The 16202-nt window shown below is 65.0% G+C and carries 17 protein-coding genes; 12 read left to right on the forward strand and 5 right to left on the reverse strand.

Annotated features, from left to right (window positions below):
* Window positions 1-251, reverse strand: a 251-nt coding sequence (locus ACNJ7E_RS31110) for a DJ-1/PfpI family protein (protein WP_418341750.1), incomplete at its 3' end; no start/stop codon positions are given.
* Between the two features lie 131 nt (window positions 252-382).
* On the opposite strand from ACNJ7E_RS31110, the gene ACNJ7E_RS31115 reads away from it, so the two are divergent.
* Together ACNJ7E_RS31115 and ACNJ7E_RS31120 are read left to right on the forward strand one after the other, a co-directional pair.
* The gene (locus ACNJ7E_RS31115; protein WP_418341753.1) at window positions 383-1021 is read left to right on the forward strand and encodes an HD domain-containing protein; all 639 of its coding nucleotides are present in this window, start codon (window positions 383-385) and stop codon (window positions 1019-1021) included.
* A 55-nt stretch (window positions 1022-1076) separates the two neighbouring features.
* Complete coding sequence (locus ACNJ7E_RS31120; protein ID WP_418341754.1) at window positions 1077-1514, forward strand: carboxymuconolactone decarboxylase family protein; 438 nt, start codon at window positions 1077-1079, stop codon at window positions 1512-1514.
* 90 nt (window positions 1515-1604) lie between these two features.
* Here ACNJ7E_RS31120 and ACNJ7E_RS31125 read toward each other — a convergent pair whose 3' ends face one another.
* Window positions 1605-1826 (reverse strand): hypothetical protein, encoded by a 222-nt coding sequence (locus ACNJ7E_RS31125; protein ID WP_418341755.1) that lies wholly within the window; start codon window positions 1824-1826, stop codon window positions 1605-1607.
* A gap of 258 nt (window positions 1827-2084) precedes the next feature.
* Between ACNJ7E_RS31125 and ACNJ7E_RS31130 the strand changes: the two genes are divergently transcribed.
* The 9 genes from ACNJ7E_RS31130 (at window position 2085) to ACNJ7E_RS31170 (ending at window position 12151) form a co-directional block, all read left to right on the forward strand.
* Window positions 2085-3629, forward strand: a complete 1545-nt coding sequence (locus ACNJ7E_RS31130; protein WP_418341832.1) for a flavin-containing monooxygenase — start codon at window positions 2085-2087, stop codon at window positions 3627-3629.
* Complete coding sequence (locus ACNJ7E_RS31135; RefSeq protein ID WP_418341756.1) at window positions 3626-4558, forward strand: metal-dependent hydrolase; 933 nt, start codon at window positions 3626-3628, stop codon at window positions 4556-4558. The genes ACNJ7E_RS31130 and ACNJ7E_RS31135 overlap by 4 nt, the downstream gene beginning before the upstream one ends.
* Window positions 4555-5658, forward strand: coding sequence for a PDR/VanB family oxidoreductase (locus tag ACNJ7E_RS31140; protein ID WP_280782213.1), 1104 nt, complete (start codon window positions 4555-4557; stop codon window positions 5656-5658). The genes ACNJ7E_RS31135 and ACNJ7E_RS31140 overlap by 4 nt, the downstream gene beginning before the upstream one ends.
* The gene (locus ACNJ7E_RS31145; protein WP_418341757.1) at window positions 5655-6167 is read left to right on the forward strand and encodes an SRPBCC family protein; all 513 of its coding nucleotides are present in this window, start codon (window positions 5655-5657) and stop codon (window positions 6165-6167) included. Before ACNJ7E_RS31140 ends, ACNJ7E_RS31145 begins: the two co-directional genes overlap by 4 nt.
* The gene (locus tag ACNJ7E_RS31150) at window positions 6164-7648 is read left to right on the forward strand and encodes an aldehyde dehydrogenase family protein (protein ID WP_418341758.1); all 1485 of its coding nucleotides are present in this window, start codon (window positions 6164-6166) and stop codon (window positions 7646-7648) included. Before ACNJ7E_RS31145 ends, ACNJ7E_RS31150 begins: the two co-directional genes overlap by 4 nt.
* On the forward strand, window positions 7648-8619 hold the full coding sequence (locus ACNJ7E_RS31155) for an SDR family oxidoreductase (RefSeq protein WP_418341759.1): 972 nt from the start codon (window positions 7648-7650) through the stop codon (window positions 8617-8619). The genes ACNJ7E_RS31150 and ACNJ7E_RS31155 overlap by 1 nt, the downstream gene beginning before the upstream one ends.
* Entirely contained in the window at window positions 8616-10457 is a 1842-nt protein-coding gene (gene fadD11, locus ACNJ7E_RS31160) for a fatty acid--CoA ligase FadD11 (RefSeq protein ID WP_418341760.1), read from the forward strand. The genes ACNJ7E_RS31155 and fadD11 overlap by 4 nt, the downstream gene beginning before the upstream one ends.
* A gap of 49 nt (window positions 10458-10506) precedes the next feature.
* Window positions 10507-11676: an acyl-CoA dehydrogenase family protein gene (locus ACNJ7E_RS31165; protein ID WP_489686849.1), complete on the forward strand. Its 1170-nt coding sequence runs from the start codon at window positions 10507-10509 to the stop codon at window positions 11674-11676.
* Between the two features lie 178 nt (window positions 11677-11854).
* On the forward strand, window positions 11855-12151 hold the full coding sequence (locus ACNJ7E_RS31170; protein ID WP_418341761.1) for a hypothetical protein: 297 nt from the start codon (window positions 11855-11857) through the stop codon (window positions 12149-12151).
* 279 nt (window positions 12152-12430) lie between these two features.
* On the opposite strand, the gene ACNJ7E_RS31175 is transcribed toward ACNJ7E_RS31170, so the two are convergent.
* On the reverse strand, window positions 12431-13684 hold the full coding sequence (locus tag ACNJ7E_RS31175) for an MFS transporter (RefSeq protein ID WP_280782207.1): 1254 nt from the start codon (window positions 13682-13684) through the stop codon (window positions 12431-12433).
* 21 nt (window positions 13685-13705) lie between these two features.
* On the opposite strand from ACNJ7E_RS31175, the gene ACNJ7E_RS31180 reads away from it, so the two are divergent.
* Window positions 13706-14056, forward strand: a complete 351-nt coding sequence (locus ACNJ7E_RS31180; RefSeq protein WP_280782206.1) for an ArsR/SmtB family transcription factor — start codon at window positions 13706-13708, stop codon at window positions 14054-14056.
* Window positions 14057-14143: 87 nt separating this feature from the next.
* On the opposite strand, the gene ACNJ7E_RS31185 is transcribed toward ACNJ7E_RS31180, so the two are convergent.
* Both ACNJ7E_RS31185 and ACNJ7E_RS31190 read right to left on the reverse strand, forming a co-directional pair.
* Window positions 14144-15367, reverse strand: coding sequence for an acetyl-CoA C-acetyltransferase (locus tag ACNJ7E_RS31185; protein ID WP_418341762.1), 1224 nt, complete (start codon window positions 15365-15367; stop codon window positions 14144-14146).
* Entirely contained in the window at window positions 15360-16199 is an 840-nt protein-coding gene (locus ACNJ7E_RS31190; RefSeq protein WP_280782204.1) for an MBL fold metallo-hydrolase, read from the reverse strand. The genes ACNJ7E_RS31185 and ACNJ7E_RS31190 overlap by 8 nt, the downstream gene beginning before the upstream one ends.
* Window positions 16200-16202: the final 3 nt, after the last annotated feature.

Here is a 16202-nt window from a genome sequence, read left to right on the forward strand (position 1 = left end):
GGGTAGATGTCGCCGCCGGCCACGAGGAAGGTGTCGGGGGCAGGCTCCGATCCTGCGTCGCCGTCGACGGAGACTCTTATGCCAATAGACGACGCCACGTCTGCCCCGGTCGGCGACAACAACACGATCTGGTAATCGGCGCCGCATAGATTCGCCTCCGCGAACACCTCGGCAGGGCCGGCGACATCGAGCAGTTTCACCCCGTCGTAGACCAGGACCGCGACCCGATGCGGGTGGGGGCTGGTGTGCATGCTCACTGCCTGTCCGGATTCGAGTGGGTCATGGCCGGACTGAGGCGGCGCCGGAGGCCAGGTGTGCGGCACCGTTGGGGGACGGACACATCGTCTGTTCTACAACATCGAAACCTGAAAGTGCAGGATCCATGACCGAGATCATCGCAGGAGTGGAGATTCCCGAGACGCAGGCGGCGGCCGAGGCCACTCGCCTCGTCCAGGATACGACGAACCCGCTGATTTTCCATCACTCGCGGCGGGTGTTCCTCTTCAGCACGCTGCGGGCTCGCGTACTCGGCCTGCGGCCGGACCCTGAGCTGCTGTATCTGTCGGCGCTGTTCCACGACACGGGTCTGCTCACGCCCTTCTCGGATGTGGAGCAGCGGTTCGAGCTCGATGGGGCCGATCATGCTCGTAAGTTTCTGCTCGATCGCGGTTTCTCCGACGCCGCCGCCGAGGTGGTGTGGACGGCGATCGCGTTGCACACGACGCCGGGGATTCCCGGCCGGATGGGGGATGAGGTCGCTGCCACGAACTTCGGTGTTCTCACCGATGTGGTCGGGTTGGGTTTGGACGGTCTGGACCCGGATCAGGTGGAGGAGATCACCGCTGTCCATCCGCGGGGTGACTTCAAGAACGAGTTTCTGCGTGCTTTCGTCGACGGGCTCAGCTATCGGCCGGACACGACCTACGGCACCGTCAATGCCGACGTGCTCGAGCACTTCGTTCCGGGCTTCCGCAGCATGAGCATGGTCGATCGGATCACGGGGTCGGCGTGGTCCGCGTGACCGGAACGCACGCGCGACCATTCGTCAGTCCGGCACACTATTCGAAGGAAACATGATGACCAGCGTGAATCTCGGTAAGCAGCACCCGTCCGTTTACCAGAGCCTGACGAAGTTGGACGCGGAGGTGAAGGCAGCTCTGGAGGCGGCGGAGGTGGACCCGCTGCTGGTGGAGTTGGTGAAGATTCGGGTCTCGCAACTCAACGGCTGCGCGTTCTGTCTTCGTTTGCATACCCGCGACGCGCTGGCCAACGGGGAGAGCGCGGATCGACTTGCGGTCGTGGCGGCGTGGTGGGAATCGCAGTACTTCAGCGACCACGAGCGGGCGGCGCTCGGGCTCGCCGAACAGGTCACGGCGCTCGCTGTCCCGGAACGGCGGACCTGGGACGACGGCTCACTCACCGACGTGCAGGTGTCCGCGATCAGCTGGCTGGCGACCGTGATGAACGCCTGGAACCGGGTCGCGATCACCAGCCACTACCCGGTTGCGCCGTAGAGTTCTCGGTCGTCGCGGCACGAGGCAGACGGTGACGGCGAATCGGGCCGGCGCGAGTGCGGGAATCGCGGTGGTTGTCCATGGCGAGTGTCACCTGGTTGGATCCGGCGTGCTGTTGACGTTGGCCTGGGCTTCGATTGCCAGCGAAACATGGTCTATGAACCGGCTTTTGGAAATTTTCGAGTTGCCGGTGAGCCAGTGCTGATACCGGAACGCGAGAGCGCCGAACATCGTTATCGAGTTGAGTTGAGTGGTGACCTTGTCGCGTTTTTCGTCGCCGCTCAGCGTGTCGAGCGATGCCGCGATCGGCACCGTCCGTGCCCATGATTTCCAGGCCTGCTTCGATCAGTTGTTCCCGGCGCGTGGCCCGTCGGTCTTCCGGCTCCTGTCCACACCATCGGCGGGGTGCGCGCGGCCGGTCTCGGTCATGTCCTCATCCTCTCACTGCGGCGTGCAGGTCGGATGCCGGTGTGATCCTCTCCCTAATGTTGACATCGATCGCTGTTGACAGCGTGTGATGTCAGTTCTAGTGTTGCCGGCATGCGCGGCATCAACGAGGAGGGCGCCCGAATGGTCAGGTCTGCAACACCGGTGGAACTTCCGGTCGACAGCGTCGATGACCCACCCGAAGTGATCGACGTACTCGTCGTCGGAGCGGGATTCGGTGGGCTGGGAACTGCGATCAGACTGAAACAAGCCGGCATCGACGACTTCGTCGTGCTCGACCGCGCGGAGGACATCGGCGGGACGTGGCGGGTCAACACCTACCCGGGAGCGCAGTGCGACATCCCCTCGATCCTCTATTCATTCTCTTTTGCGCCCAACCCGAACTGGACCAGGCTTTACCCGCTGCAGCAGGAGATCCACGACTATCTCCGCGCCTGCACTGAGAACTTCGGCATCGTCCCGCATCTGCGGATGGGTCACGACGTGCGGGACGCGACCTGGGACGACGACTCGCAGGTGTGGCACGTGACCACCAGTCGTGGAACCTGGGAGGCGCGGATCCTGGTCGGGGCGATGGGCCCGTTCAGTGAACCGGCGGTACCGAACCTCCCGGGACTTGCGAGCTTTCGAGGCGCTGTCTTTCACTCGGCTGCCTGGGATCACGAGCACGATCTCGCGGGGGAAAGGGTCGCGGTGATCGGAACCGGTGCCTCTGCGGTCCAGATCATCCCCCGAATCCAGCCGATCGTCGGTTCGATGACAGTGTTCCAGCGGACCCCGACGTGGATACTTCCGCACCCCGACCAACCGATGACCGGATGGCCCCGGAAACTGTTCGCGCGGGTACCTGTTGCCCAGCGGCTGGCACGGACCGGTCTCGATCTGGTCCAAGAGGCGATGGTTCCCGGATTCGTGTACAAGCCGGCGCTACTGAAAGGGCTGGCGGCACTCGGCCGCGCCCACCTGCGCCGCCAGATCCACAACCCCGAACTGCGGACAAAACTTACGCCCACCTATGCGTTCGGCTGCAAACGACCAACGTTTTCCAACTCGTTCTATCCGGCGCTCGCGCAGCCGAATGTGGACGTGGTCACCGACGGAATTCGTGAAGTGCGATCGAACGGGATCGTCACCGAGGACGGCGCTCTCCACGAGGTCGACACGATCGTGATGGGAACGGGCTTCCGGCTGACCGACAATCCCGCGTTCGATGTGGTGCGAGGGCGCGACGGTCGTACCCTGGCCGAGGCGTGGAACGGCAATGCCCGAGCCTATCTAGGCACCACAATCAGTGGATTCCCCAACTTCTTCATGTTGCTCGGCCCCAATTCCGTCGTCTACACCTCGCAGGTGGTGACCATCGAAGCTCAGATTGCGTACATCCTCAGTTGCCTGCAGGAAATGAACGCGCAGGGGGCGGCGAGTATCGACGTCCGCCCCGAGGTTCAGCAGGCATTCGTCGACGAGGTCGACAAGAGGCTACAGACCTCGGTGTGGAACACCGGTGGGTGCACCAGCTATTACCTCAGCGGCGAGGGCCGCAACTTCACCTTCTACCCGGGGTTCAACCGCCGCTTCCGCGCGCGGACCCGGCGGGCGGACCTCGACCAATACATCCTCAGCGGGGTCGGAGCCTCGGCAAAATCGACAGTGAGGACAGCAGGATGATGTCGTTTCCCCGAATAGGCCGAAACCCTGTGGTCGATCCGGTCGGTGCGCGGCGATACACGGACGAAGCGCACGCGATCACCGCTCGTGACGTCGAGTTCTCCTGGGACGGAGTGCCGTTGCACTATGTTCCCGGCGAGCCGATGGCTACGCATGTCATCAACTTCATGCACTTGGTACTTCCCGAAGGCGAGCGCGCGATGTCCGCGACGTTGGCCGAGGCGCTGCCACTGATCGAGGACGAGCGGCTCCACGAGGAGGTCGTCGGGTTCGTCGGCCAGGAGGCGACTCACGCCGCGTCGCACAAGGGGGCCCGTGAACACCTCGCGGAACTGGGCATGGACATCGAACCGATGTCGAAGAAGATGGACTGGCTCGTAGACCGGATTCTGGGAGATCGAGGGCTGTCCGGCCGTGCGAAACGGGCGTGGCTGTGTGAGCGGCTGGGTTTGTTCGCCGCCATGGAGCACTACACCGCCGTGGTGGGGGAGTGGCTGCTGACGGACCCCGCACTGGAGAAGGCGGGCATGCACCCGATGATGCTCGACATGGTCCGGTGGCACGGCGCCGAGGAGGTCGAGCACCGGAACGTCGCCTTCGACGCCTACATGTACGTCGACGGCAGCTATGCCCGCCGCGTACGAACGGCGCTGATCGCCAGCCTCACGCTCAGCTTGCTGTTCCTGACATCGATGAACTACCTCTTCTGCACCGACCCGTCGACGGACAAGGGTCGCTTCTGGCCGCTGCAGCTGATCCGTGCAACCAGGCGGGGGCTCGTGCCCAACATCACATTCCTGATCACGGAGATTCCGCCGTACCTCCGTCCCAGCTTCCATCCCTCGCAGATCGGTGACATGGATGTGGCGATGCGATACCTCGCACAGTCGCCTGCCGCCAACCGTTCCCACCGAGAAAGTCACTCATGACGATGACGACGTCGGACAGGTCCGCAGGTTCGGACTCCGATACGCCCCACTTCGAACCCTCCAGGGTTCTCCGGCTGGCCGCGCGGGCGACGGTCGCGTACCGGCACGTGTTCGCCGCCAGCCGGGCAGCTCCATGGCTGTCGAGGCCGAAGCCTGTGCGCAACTGGGGGTTCGATAGGGATCTGATTGTTGCGGAGGTGCGGACCGAGGCTGCTGATGTGGTCAGCCTGAAAGTGGTGTCGCCGGACGGGCGCGATCTTCCGTCCTGGATCCCGGGCGCTCACCTCGACCTGATCCTCCCGTCGGGAAAGCAACGGCAGTACTCTCTGTGCGGCGACCCCGACGACCTGTCGTCCTACCGCATCGCGGTCCGCCGGATCGACACCGGTCTGGGTGGCTCGATCGAGGTACACGACTCCCTGCGGGCAGGGACGTCGATCACCGTGCGGGGGCCGCGCAACGCCTTCCCGCTGGTGGCCGCGGACTCGTATCTGTTCGTCGCGGGCGGAATCGGAATCACTCCGATCCTGCCGATGCTGAAGAGATGCCACGACCGTGAACTGCCATGGCGGCTGGTGTATCTCGGCCGCTCCCGAGCGACCATGCCGTTCCTCGACGAACTCGCCCGGTACTCCCGTGGCCAGGTCGAGATCCGGCCGGACGACGAACTCGGCCCTCCCGACATCGCCGGAATCGTCGCCACGGCTTCACCGGGTTCCGCCGTCTACATGTGCGGCCCGACACCGTTGATGACGACCGCACGTCGGGTGATGCGCGAGATCGACCCGACCGGATCGCTTCACACCGAACGCTTCTCACCACTTCCGGTGGCCGATGGCCGCGAGTTCGAGATACACCTCGCCCGCCGAGGGGCGACCGTGTCCGTCGGGCCGGACGAGACCGCGCTGGCCGCGATCCGCCGGGAGGTCCCCGGCGTCGCCTACTCGTGTCAGCAGGGCTTTTGCGGCACCTGTCGCGTACGTGTTCTGGCCGGCGAGGTCGATCACCGCGACAGGATCCTGACGCACAACGAGAGGGAGGATTCGATGCTGATCTGTCTGTCCCGCTCGGCCGGTGGGTCACTGGTGGTCGACCTGTGACGCGCTGGTACCCACTCGCCGCGACCGACGACGAGTTCCTGCAGACCGCCCGATTCCGGATCGTGCACGTCGTGAATCTCTCGACGGACACCGGCCACGTGTGGAGTGTGTTGACCGCACACGACGCACTGGTGTCGTGGGCGCGGCTGATCACGGACAGCGAGTGGACATCGTCGCGGCCGTTCGGCGTCGGCACCACCAGGACCGTGACGCTCGGACACGGAGCCGCAGCGCTGAGGGAACGCTTCTACCGCTGGGACGAGGGCAGACGGATGACCTTCACCGCCGAGTCCGCCAGCAGACCCGGATTCCGCCGGTTCGCCGAGGACATCACCCTGGAACCGACGTCCGACGGAACCCGGCTCACCTGGACCTTTGCGATGGACACCACGCCCGGGTTCGCCCCATTCCTCGTACTGTCCCTGCCAATCCTCCGTCGGGTGACACGGGGATGGGCGCGCGCGCTCGCCGACAAGACGCTCGACGAACCGAAGGGAACCCGCCGATGATCACCACCACGGCTGCGGCCGACATGTTCGATGTGATCAGTCCGGCGACCGGGCAAGTGGTCGGTACTCACCCACGTGGGTCGGCCGACGACGTCGACGACGCGGTGCGCCGCGCGCGTGAGGTCGCCGGATGGTGGGCGGAACTGGGATTCGAGGCACGCGCCCGGCGACTCGATGCGTGGCGGGGCATCATCGCCCGCCGGGCACCGGAACTCGCGGAACTCACCCACCTCGAGATGGGCAAGCCGCAAGCGGACGCGATGCTCGAAATTGCGATGGCCTTGGAACACCTCGCGTGGGCAGCGAAGAACGCCGCCCGGGTACTGGGTCGTCGCACGGTCCGCCCAAGCCTCCTCACCGTCAACCAGGCGGCCGGCATCGAGTATCTCCCCCTCGGAGTCGTGGGGGTGATCGGACCGTGGAACTTCCCGATTTTCACCCCGCTCGGTTCTCTGTCCTTCGCGCTCGCAGCCGGGAACACCGTGGTCTACAAGCCCAGCGAGTACACCCCGGGAGTCGGTGTGTGGTTGGCCCAGACATTGTCCGAGGTCGTGCCGGAACACCCGGTTCTGCAGGTGGTCACGGGTGACGGCTCGACGGGAGCAGCGCTGTGCCGATCGGGTGTGGACAAGATCGGGTTCACCGGTTCCACCGCCACCGGAAAGCAGGTGATGACCGCGTGCGCGGCGACGCTCACCCCGGTCCTGATGGAGTGCGGCGGAAAGGACGCCTTGATCGTGGACGCTGACGGCGACCTCGACGCCGCGGCCGATGCGGCGGTGTGGGGTGGGTTCTCCAACGCCGGTCAGACCTGCCTCGGGGTGGAGCGGGTGTACGTGCACGAAGAGGTATTCGACCTCTTCGTCGATCGGGTGGTCACCCTCGCAGGCACGATCCGGGCCGGTACCGGCGGGAACGCCCAGATCGGCCCCGTCACCATGCCCACGCACATCGACGTCATCCGTCGCCACATCGACGACGCGATCGGAAGGGGCGGCCGCGCCGTGCTCGGAGGACCGGACGCCATCGAGGGCAACGTGGTGCAGCCGACCATTCTTGTGGACGTGCCGGAGGACAGTGTCGCGGTCACCGAGGAGACATTCGGGCCGACACTGACCGTCGCCAGGGTGCGGGATATGGACGAGGCGGTCGAACGGGCCAACGCGACCCGATACGGGTTGGGGCTGAGCATCTTCTCCCGCCGTCACGGCGACGAGATCGCGACACGAATCCGCACCGGCGCGGTGTCGGTCAATTCGTACGTCATGTACGCCGCCGTCCCGAGCCTGCCGCTGGGTGGTGTCGGTGATTCCGGATTCGGCCGGGTGCACGGCGCTGACGGGTTGCGGGAATTCACGTTTCCCCGTGCGATGACGAGGCAGCGATTCCCGTCGATTCTTCCGCTCACCACGTTCCGGCGCACACCACGCATCGACGCTCTGGTCCGCGTTCTCGTCCGACTGCTCCACGGAAGGCATTGATGATGGCCACGTTCAGAACCCGGTCGACAATTGCGCGCACCCTGAGAGACCTGGGCCTCCCAGTTCCCGGTCGAGGCGCCGAGTACAACGTTGCCGGCAAGGTGGTCCTGATTACCGGCGGAGGTGACGGTATCGGCCTGGCATCGGCGCGAGCGCTGCATGCCCGCGGCGCAACGGTCGCACTGCTCGACGTCAATCAATCATCGCTGACGGCAGCCGAATTCGCGCTCGGCCGACGGCGGGTCCTCACCCTGGTCGCCGATGTCCGCGACCGTCCCGGCATGGATGCGGCCGTGCACGCGGTGATCGAGCGGTATGGGCGGATCGATGTGGTGATCGCGAACGCCGGAGTGACCCCGCCCCCGTCCACCCTCCGCCAGATCGATCCGGCGGGCTTCGACCGCGTCATCGACATCAACCTCACCGGTGTCTTCAACACCGTCCATCCTGCGATCGACGAAGTGATCGCGCGACGCGGCCACATCGTGGTGGTGTCGTCTGCCGCGGCCTTCGCACCCGGTCTCGGTGGCGCGTCCTACATGATCAGCAAGGCCGCCGTCGAACAACTCGGCCGGGCGCTCCGTCTCGAACTCGCCGGATACGGCGCCTCCGCGGGTGTGGCGTACTTCGGGATGGTCGACACCCAACTGGCTCGGGCAACACTCGACGACGACGAGATCGGCAGAAGGCTCGATGCGCGCCTTCCGCGTCCGCTGCGCCGCCGCATCAGCCCGGAGGATGCGGCGACGGTGATCGCAGACGCTATCGCCCGCCGCGCGGGACGCACCCTCGCTCCAGCGGCATGGCAACCGTGGGCCCTGGGACGAGGACTGGTGAACGTGCTCGCCGACGGCTACCTCGCGGCCGACGCCGAATGCCACCAACTGATCCGTGAGCTCGAAGAACGCCCCATCACCACACATGCGAGTGGATCCACGACAGCCGGTCCCGACGCGAGGAGAACACCATGACCATCGAGGAAGCGCCCCACACCCTGTGCGCAGCTTTTCAACGCACCGCCGCCATCGACCCGGACGCCATCGCGCTGCGAACGGTCGGTGATGCACAGACGTTGACCTGGCGGCAGTACTCGAGCCAGGTCCGCGACGTGGCAGCCGGATTCGCCGCACTCGGAGTCCGCCGCGGCGACACCGTCGCCGTGATGATGGCCAATCGTGTGGAGTTCTACCCCATCGATGTCGGAGCCCAACATGTCGGGGCGACGTCGTTCTCGATCTACAACACGCTTCCCCCCTCTGCCATCGCATACGTTCTCGGCAACGCCGAAGCCAAGGTCGTGGTGTGCGAGGCCCAGTACGTGGAGCGGATCAGGGAATCCGGCGCACAGCTGAACCAGATCGTCGTCATCGACGCCGAGGGAGGAATTGCCCCGGCCGGGACACTCACCTTGAACCAGATGAAGGCGCTCGGCTCACCGGACTTCGACTTCGACGCCGCGTGGCAATCGGTGCGGCCCGACGATGTTGCAACCCTGATCTACACCTCGGGCACCACCGGCAAACCGAAAGGCGTGGAGTCGACTCATGCCGCATTGCTGTTCGAGGCCGGCGCGGTGTGCTGGATCCTCCCGATCGAGTTCGGAGACCGCATCACCTCCTTCATGCCGTCGGCACACATCGCCGATCGGATGACGGCGCTGTACTTCCAGATGGTGTTCGGAACGCAAGTCACCGTCGTCGCGGACGTGCGGGAGATCGCTGCCGCACTTCCCGACTGCCGGCCGACCATCTGGGGCGCGGTGCCGCGTGTCTGGGAGAAGCTGAAGATCGCGGTCGAACGGGCGGTGGCGAACGAGCCGGACGACGCACGACGGCACGCGTTGCAGTGGGGGCTCGATGTCGGCGCACGCCGGATCGAGATGCTCCGGGCAGGGCTGCCGGTACCGGAGGAACTGGAACACGAGTTCGTCAAGGCAGAATCGATGGTGTTGGCGCCGATGCGCGCCGAACTCGGATTCGACAAGCTCAGATGGGCCGTGTCGGGGGCGGCACCGATACCCGCCGACACGTTGGCGTTCTTCTCCGGGCTCGGGCTGCAGATCTCCGAGATCTGGGGGATGTCGGAACTGACCTGCATCGCCAGCGCGGCCCCGGCCGATCCCGCCAAACTGGGAACGGTCGGCAAGATCGTGCCCGGCATGGACATGCGGGTCGCGAACGACGGTGAGCTTTTCGTTCGTGGCCCCCTCGTCATGAAGGGTTACCGGGGGGAGCCCGCCAAGACTGCCGACGCCGTCGACGCCGACGGATGGCTGGCCACCGGTGACGTGGTGTCCATCGACCCGGACGGATACCTCGCCGTGATCGATCGGAAGAAGGAACTGATCATCAACTCGTCGGGGAAGAATATGTCCCCCGCCACCATCGAGAACGCAATCAAGGCCACCTCCTCGCTCATCGGCGGCGTGGCCACCATCGGAGATGCGCGGCCGTACAACACGGCCCTGATCTCACTCGATCCCGAGGCCGCAGCCAATTTCGCTGCGACGAAGGACATCCTGGTCGACGCCGCTTCCCTGGCACGAGACCGCGACATGATCGCGATGATCGCGACCGCCGTCGCGACGGCCAACACGTGCCTCTCTCGCGTGGAGCAGATCAAGCGCTTCCTGATCCTCCCCACCTTCTGGGAGCCGGGCGGTGACGAACTCACCTTGACGATGAAGCTGCGCCGCAAACCGATCGCCGAGAAGTATGCCTCCGAGATCGAGCTGCTCTACCGCGAACCACTCGCCCAAGGTGTGTATGAGCCCGCCGCCCGGACGTCGGAGGTCCCGGTGGGGAGGTGAGACACCTGATCCCTCATGACTCGTTCGCAACAACTGTGGAGACGAACCCTTGACTGCTCACCCTGCCATCACCGACATCGCGTCCCCATGGATGGACGACGAACTCGGCGCGGTTGCCGAACTCGCCCGCAACTTCTTCGCCAAGGAGGTCACCCCCCACCAACGCCGGTTCGCCACACAGGGCTTTCCGGACAAGGAGGTCTACGGCACCCTGGGCAAGCTGGGCTTGTCGGGTATGTCGATTCCTACGGAGTTCGGCGGAGGGGGAGGAACTTTCGCTCACGATGCCGTGCTGTTCCACGAACAGGTGATGGCGGGTGACCACTCGTTGCAGCTCGGTGTGCACTCGGGAATCGTTCCGCACTACCTGAACGCGTACGGAAGCCGCGAGCAGAAATCGCGATGGCTTCCCAAGCTCACCAGCGGTGAATGGGTCGGTGCCATCGCCATGACCGAACCGGGCGCCGGCTCGGATCTGCAAAATATCACTACCAAGGCCGTGCGTGACGGGGGTGACTACGTCATCACCGGCGCCAAGACCTTCATCTCCAACGGTCGCAACTGTGACCTCGTGATCATCGCGGCCAAGACCGATGCCACGCTCGGGGCGAAGGGTGTGTCTCTCGTTGTCGCCGAGGTGAACGACGACACGCCCGGATTCTCGCGCGGACAGATCTTCGACAAGCTGGGCCAGAAGGGGCAGGACACCACCGAACTGTTCTTCGACGGACTTCGCGTCCCCGTGGACAACCTCCTCGGAGAACGCGAGGGTGCCGGCTTCGTTCAGCTGATGCAGCAGCTACCACAGGAAAGATTGATCTGCGGCGTCGCTGCCGTCGCCGCGATCGAACGCGCGGTAGCTCTCACCATCGAGTACACCAAATCGCGGACAATGTTCGGAAAGACCCTGTTCGATCTCCAGAACACGCGCTTCGAACTTGCCGAATGCGCCTCCCTCGCAAGGGTATCGCGCACCTTCATCGACGACTGCATCGACAAGCACCTTCGCGGCGAACTCGATGTCACCACCGCCGCAATGGCGAAATACTGGTTGACCGACCAGCAGTGCGCCGTGATCGACCGCTGTCTCCAACTGTTCGGAGGATACGGTTACATCCTCGAATACCCCATCGCCCAGATGTACGCTGACGCCCGCATCCAGCGCATCTACGCCGGATCCAACGAGGTCTTGAAAGAACTGATCTCGAGAGCGCTATAGCAAGCAGGCAGCTCAGCGTCGTCGCATGGTGGATGATTCAGCAAGTGCCTACCAACATGCACACGATCGGCTCGGCCTGGTCTGGGGACGTGCCGGGGCGGAAAACAGATCTGACAGAAGAGCAATCGGCTCTACTGGACCGTTGGTTCGGGCAGTGGCAGGTTCTCGCGGATCATTCGTGGCCATTGCAGGACACGACCGTACTGAGAGTGCGGACAGCTTGCAACGACTTCATCGTGAAGGCATCACGGTCGAGGGGTCGCCAGCGGAATGGGACCCGGCCACCTACCTGCAGGCGGGGCAGGCACTCGCTGGCCTGCTGTTGCCGGGCGAGGTGTCTGCCGTGTACTACGCAAATCTGATCGAGCGCAGGCATGGGTACATCGACCGGGCGGACGATCTGATGTCGGCTGACCAGCTGGGGTGTTCACCTATGGCGAGCGATGATGCGGGCCTTGGTAGCTCCATGAACTGACTGACCGGTAATCACATGTAAGAGGGCCTTCGTATCACACCTGATTCCGCCCGACACCGGTCGATGGGGGATCGAGGACGGTGCTGGGGGTGGTCGCCGCGAGCGGATTCGGAAACGGTGTCGCCTCGGGGCCGAGCACGTCGAGGTAGTTGAACAAGGCGGTCGATGGCAGCAGTCGGAACTTGATCTGAACTTGATCCGGGACGGATCACCGAATGGGTCGGGTGATCTCGTGCGATGTCGTCGTCGAATCCGGAGATGGTTGTGTGCGAGGCGGGATCAGACGTGCGACCCGAAGCGGCGCAGGAGTGTGGCGGTTGTGGCGAGGAACACGATGACGGTGCCGTACCAGTTGGTGGTGGTTGCGAGTCCGAGGTGGGGGACGAGGAGGCCGGCGACGACGGCGGGCACACCGAAGGCGGTGTAGCTGACGACGAAGATTGCGGCGAGCACTTCGGCTCGGTTCTCGGGCCGTGTGAGGGGAGTGATGGATCGCAGGACTCCGGAAAATGCTGTGCCGAATCCGGTTCCGGCGATCATGACGGCGAGGTAGTACAGCGAGAGCGATTCGAGTGCGAGAGCACCGAGTGTGCAGGCGCTGCCGACGGCGAGCGCGGTGGTCCCGTACAGCGTGATGGTACGGGGTGTGCGGCGGCGGATCAGGTATCCGGCCAGAGCTCCCGAGCCGGCAAGAATGGTCACCACGAGGCTTTGCGGCAGGTGTGAGGTTCGGTGGAGTTGGGTTGCCACGACGGCCGGTCCGAGGGAGAGGTAGAGCCCGCCGGTCGCCCATCCGGCGAAGACGGCGGGTGCGCTCTGCAGGAACGTCGTCCGTATCTCCTTGGGTAGCGCGGCACTGGGGCGCAGCGATGCCCACACCCCGTGGTGTCGTGGTGCTGTTTCGGGCAGGTGCCAGATCCCCACTGCCATGAGGAGATACAGCCCGGCGAAAGCGCCGAAGACTGCCCTGGGCGCATCGTCGCCGACGCGATCGAGGACGAATCCGGCGATCAGCGCCCCGCTTGCGAGCCCGGTCATCGCCGTCACCGAGTTCCAGGCGGCGGCCGTTCCCGGCCGGTTCCGGGGTTCGAGGTCGACCACCGTCGCGGCGAGTGTGGACAGCAGAAGGCCGCTGGTGATGCCCTGCAGGGCGCGGGCGGTGATGAATCCGGTGGCGCTGTCCGCGTGGGAGAACAGCAGGACGCTGAGTGCGAGCAGTCCGAACCCGACCGAGATCATCGGTCGTCTGCCCAGGTGGTCGGAGAGGGAACCGGCGACGAGCAAGGTGGCCAGCAGGGCGACTGCGTAGACGGCGAAAACGGTGGTGGTCATGACTGGGGTGAATCCGAGCTCGGCCTGAATCACCGGGTAGAAAGGGGAGGGGGCGCTCGCCCCGGCCATCATGGCGGTCGTTGCGGCCAGTAGGAAGCGGAAACCCCGGCGTTCACGTGGCTCGGCAGACGTAGTGGGAAGAAGTTCTGGCGCAAGTGAATTGGACGGGTCGACCACAAGGTTCGACTTATTTAGAACCATTAGCAAAGCGTATAATATTCGGTGAAATGGTTCAACTATTATCGAACGATGACTGAGTCGACAACGTTTCCGCACCCGGATCGTGGGGCCATCGAACTCACGGCCGTGCTGTTCGCGCTCAGTGACAGAGCGCGGTCGGAGCTGGTGTGGCAGCTGTCGGACGGTCCTGTAGATATGGTTGACTGCTCGGCTCTCGGCGCGGACACACCGAAGTCCACCCGCTCGCATCATGTGAAGGTTCTGCGGGAGGCGGGCGTGATCATCAGTGAGTTGTGTGGGCGCAACCGTCGGCTGACGCTGCGCCGCGCCGATCTTGATGATCGATTTCCGGGGCTTCTCGGTGCGGTGTTATCGGAGCATCACCAGGGCTGATGTAGCTCGACGGGGTTCGGCGGTCCCGCCCCGGTAGCGGGTCGAGCGCAGGCTCACTCGCTCCGCTACCGGGCCGTTTCGCTGCCGTCAGGACAGGCGTTCGATGATGAGCGCCATGCCTTGACCTCCACCGACGCACATGGTTTCGAGCCCGAACTGCTTGTCGTGGAATTGCAGCGAGTTGATCAGGGTTGTCGCGATGCGCGCACCGGTCATGCCGAACGGATGCCCTACCGCGATACCACCACCATTGACGTTGAGTTTGTCCATGCTGATGCCCAGTTCGCGGGCCGACGGGATGACCTGCGCTGCGAACGCCTCGTTGATTTCGACGAGGTCGATGTCGTCGATGGTCAGGCCCGCGAGCGCCAACGCCTTGCGGGAGGCCTCGATCGGGCCGAGACCCATGATTTCGGGAGACAGGCCGGACACGCCGGTCGACACGATCCGGGCAAGTGGGGTGAGGCCCAGTTCCTTGGCTTTGGTGTCGCTCATGATCACCAGGGCGGCGGCGCCGTCGTTGAGGGGGCAGGCGTTGCCGGCGGTGACGGTGCCGTCCGGGCGGAAGACGGGCTTCAGTTTCGCCACCGCCTCGAGCGTGGTCCCGGGCCGGGGGCCGTCGTCCTGGCTCACGACGGTGCCGTCGGCCAGGGTCACGGGCACGATCTCCCGGTCCCAGAATCCGTTGGCCTGCGACTTCTCCGTCAGGAGCTGCGAGCGGACCGCGAATTCGTCCTGCTCGGCCCGGCTGATGCCCTTCAGTTGTGCGACGTTCTCGGCGGTCTGCCCCATCTGGATGTAGACGTCGGGGAGCAGTCCGTCGGCGCTCGGGTCGTGCCAGGTGTCGGCTCCGGCCTCGGCGCTGCGTTCGGACCGGGTGAGCGCGTCGGCGAAGCGCGGGTTCTTGGTGCCGGGCAGGCCGTCCGAGCGTCCGGCGGTCATGGAGCGGCTGACCGATTCCACTCCGGCCGAGATGAAGACGTCGCCTTCACCGGCCTTGATCGCGTGGAACGCCATCCGGGTGGTCTGCAGGCTCGAGGAGCAGTAGCGGTTGACCGTCGTACCGGGGACCTCCGTCATGCCCGACAGGATGGATACCACGCGGCCCATGTTGTATCCGGCTTCTCCGGCGGGTTGTCCGCAGCCGAGGATCAGGTCGTCGATCTGGGTGCGGTCGAGCGCGGGAATCTTGTCCAAGGCTGCTGTGACCATTTGGGCGGTGAGGTCGTCGGGACGCAGGTCCTTGAGCGACCCCTTCACGGCCCTGCCGATGGGGGAGCGGGCGGTCGACACGATGACTGCTTCAGGCATGAGTGTTCGTCTTTCTCTTGAATGCGGCTGCGGCGGAGCCGATGAGCGCGCTGGGATTTCCGTAGTCGGGGAAGAGGGAGTGCATGTGGTGGACGACGTCCCGCGCGGTGTCCTTGTCGTCGACGGCGCCCATGAACGCTTCGATGAACGCGCGGGTCCCGCCGAGGGAGGCGGTCGGGTCGTCATCAGGGAGGTCGGGGCGTTTGTGGCCGGCGACGACGATTCGGGGAGACAACGCGGCTACCTCGTCGATACTGGCGATCCACTGCGGCCACTCGTTCGGGCCGGAGGCGGCAAGAAACGGATTGATCCCGTTGTAGACGATGTCGCCGGCGATCACCGCCTCGATCGCGGGGATGTGGACGACCGTGTTGTGCGGGATGTCGCCCTGGCCGATCGTGAGGATCCGCAGTTCGTGCCCGTCGACTGGCAGTACAGTGCCCTCGAGCGGCTCCGGGACGGCCGAATTGTCCAGTGCGAGGCCGCCGAACATCGCCGTCCAACGCCTCCGGGTGAGTTCGAGGTCGTCCGCGATCTTCTCCGCGACAGCGGGGACCGCCACTGCACGTGCCTGGGGGAAGCGTGTCAGCAGCCATTCGAGTCCGAGGTAGTGATCCGGGTGCGCATGGGTGATGTAGATAGTGGTCAGCGACCGCCCCGAGATCTCGATGCGACGGGCGACTTCGTGCACGTCGTCGAGGGTGTATCCGGTGTCTATCAGGACCGCCTGGGTCGGCCCGAGGACTAGGGTCGCCGTCGTGGGGGAGAACGAGCCCCCGGCGGGTAGGTCGCGTTGCGGACTGGTGTAGACGTCGAGTGTCAGGGTCGGCATAGA

This window comes from Rhodococcus mengyinensis, assembly GCF_048381435.1.
Taxonomy (GTDB): Bacteria; Actinomycetota; Actinomycetes; order Mycobacteriales; family Mycobacteriaceae; genus Rhodococcus_F; species Rhodococcus_F opacus_D.

Excerpts from the sequence above, each read along its gene's own strand:
- ACNJ7E_RS31115 (WP_418341753.1), top strand. The coding sequence starts at position 383 with ATGACCGAGATCATCGCAGGAGTGGAGATTCCCGAGACGCAGGCGGCG.
- ACNJ7E_RS31120 (WP_418341754.1), top strand. The coding sequence starts at position 1,077 with ATGACCAGCGTGAATCTCGGTAAGCAGCACCCGTCCGTTTACCAGAGC.
- ACNJ7E_RS31130 (WP_418341832.1), top strand. The coding sequence starts at position 2,085 with ATGGTCAGGTCTGCAACACCGGTGGAACTTCCGGTCGACAGCGTCGAT.
- ACNJ7E_RS31135 (WP_418341756.1), top strand. The coding sequence starts at position 3,626 with ATGATGTCGTTTCCCCGAATAGGCCGAAACCCTGTGGTCGATCCGGTC.
- ACNJ7E_RS31140 (WP_280782213.1), top strand. The coding sequence starts at position 4,555 with ATGACGATGACGACGTCGGACAGGTCCGCAGGTTCGGACTCCGATACG.
- ACNJ7E_RS31150 (WP_418341758.1), top strand. The coding sequence starts at position 6,164 with ATGATCACCACCACGGCTGCGGCCGACATGTTCGATGTGATCAGTCCG.
- ACNJ7E_RS31155 (WP_418341759.1), top strand. The coding sequence starts at position 7,648 with ATGATGGCCACGTTCAGAACCCGGTCGACAATTGCGCGCACCCTGAGA.
- fadD11 (WP_418341760.1), top strand. The coding sequence starts at position 8,616 with ATGACCATCGAGGAAGCGCCCCACACCCTGTGCGCAGCTTTTCAACGC.
- ACNJ7E_RS31175 (WP_280782207.1), bottom strand. The coding sequence starts at position 13,684 with ATGGTTCTAAATAAGTCGAACCTTGTGGTCGACCCGTCCAATTCACTT.
- ACNJ7E_RS31185 (WP_418341762.1), bottom strand. The coding sequence starts at position 15,367 with ATGCCTGAAGCAGTCATCGTGTCGACCGCCCGCTCCCCCATCGGCAGG.
- ACNJ7E_RS31190 (WP_280782204.1), bottom strand. The coding sequence starts at position 16,199 with ATGCCGACCCTGACACTCGACGTCTACACCAGTCCGCAACGCGACCTA.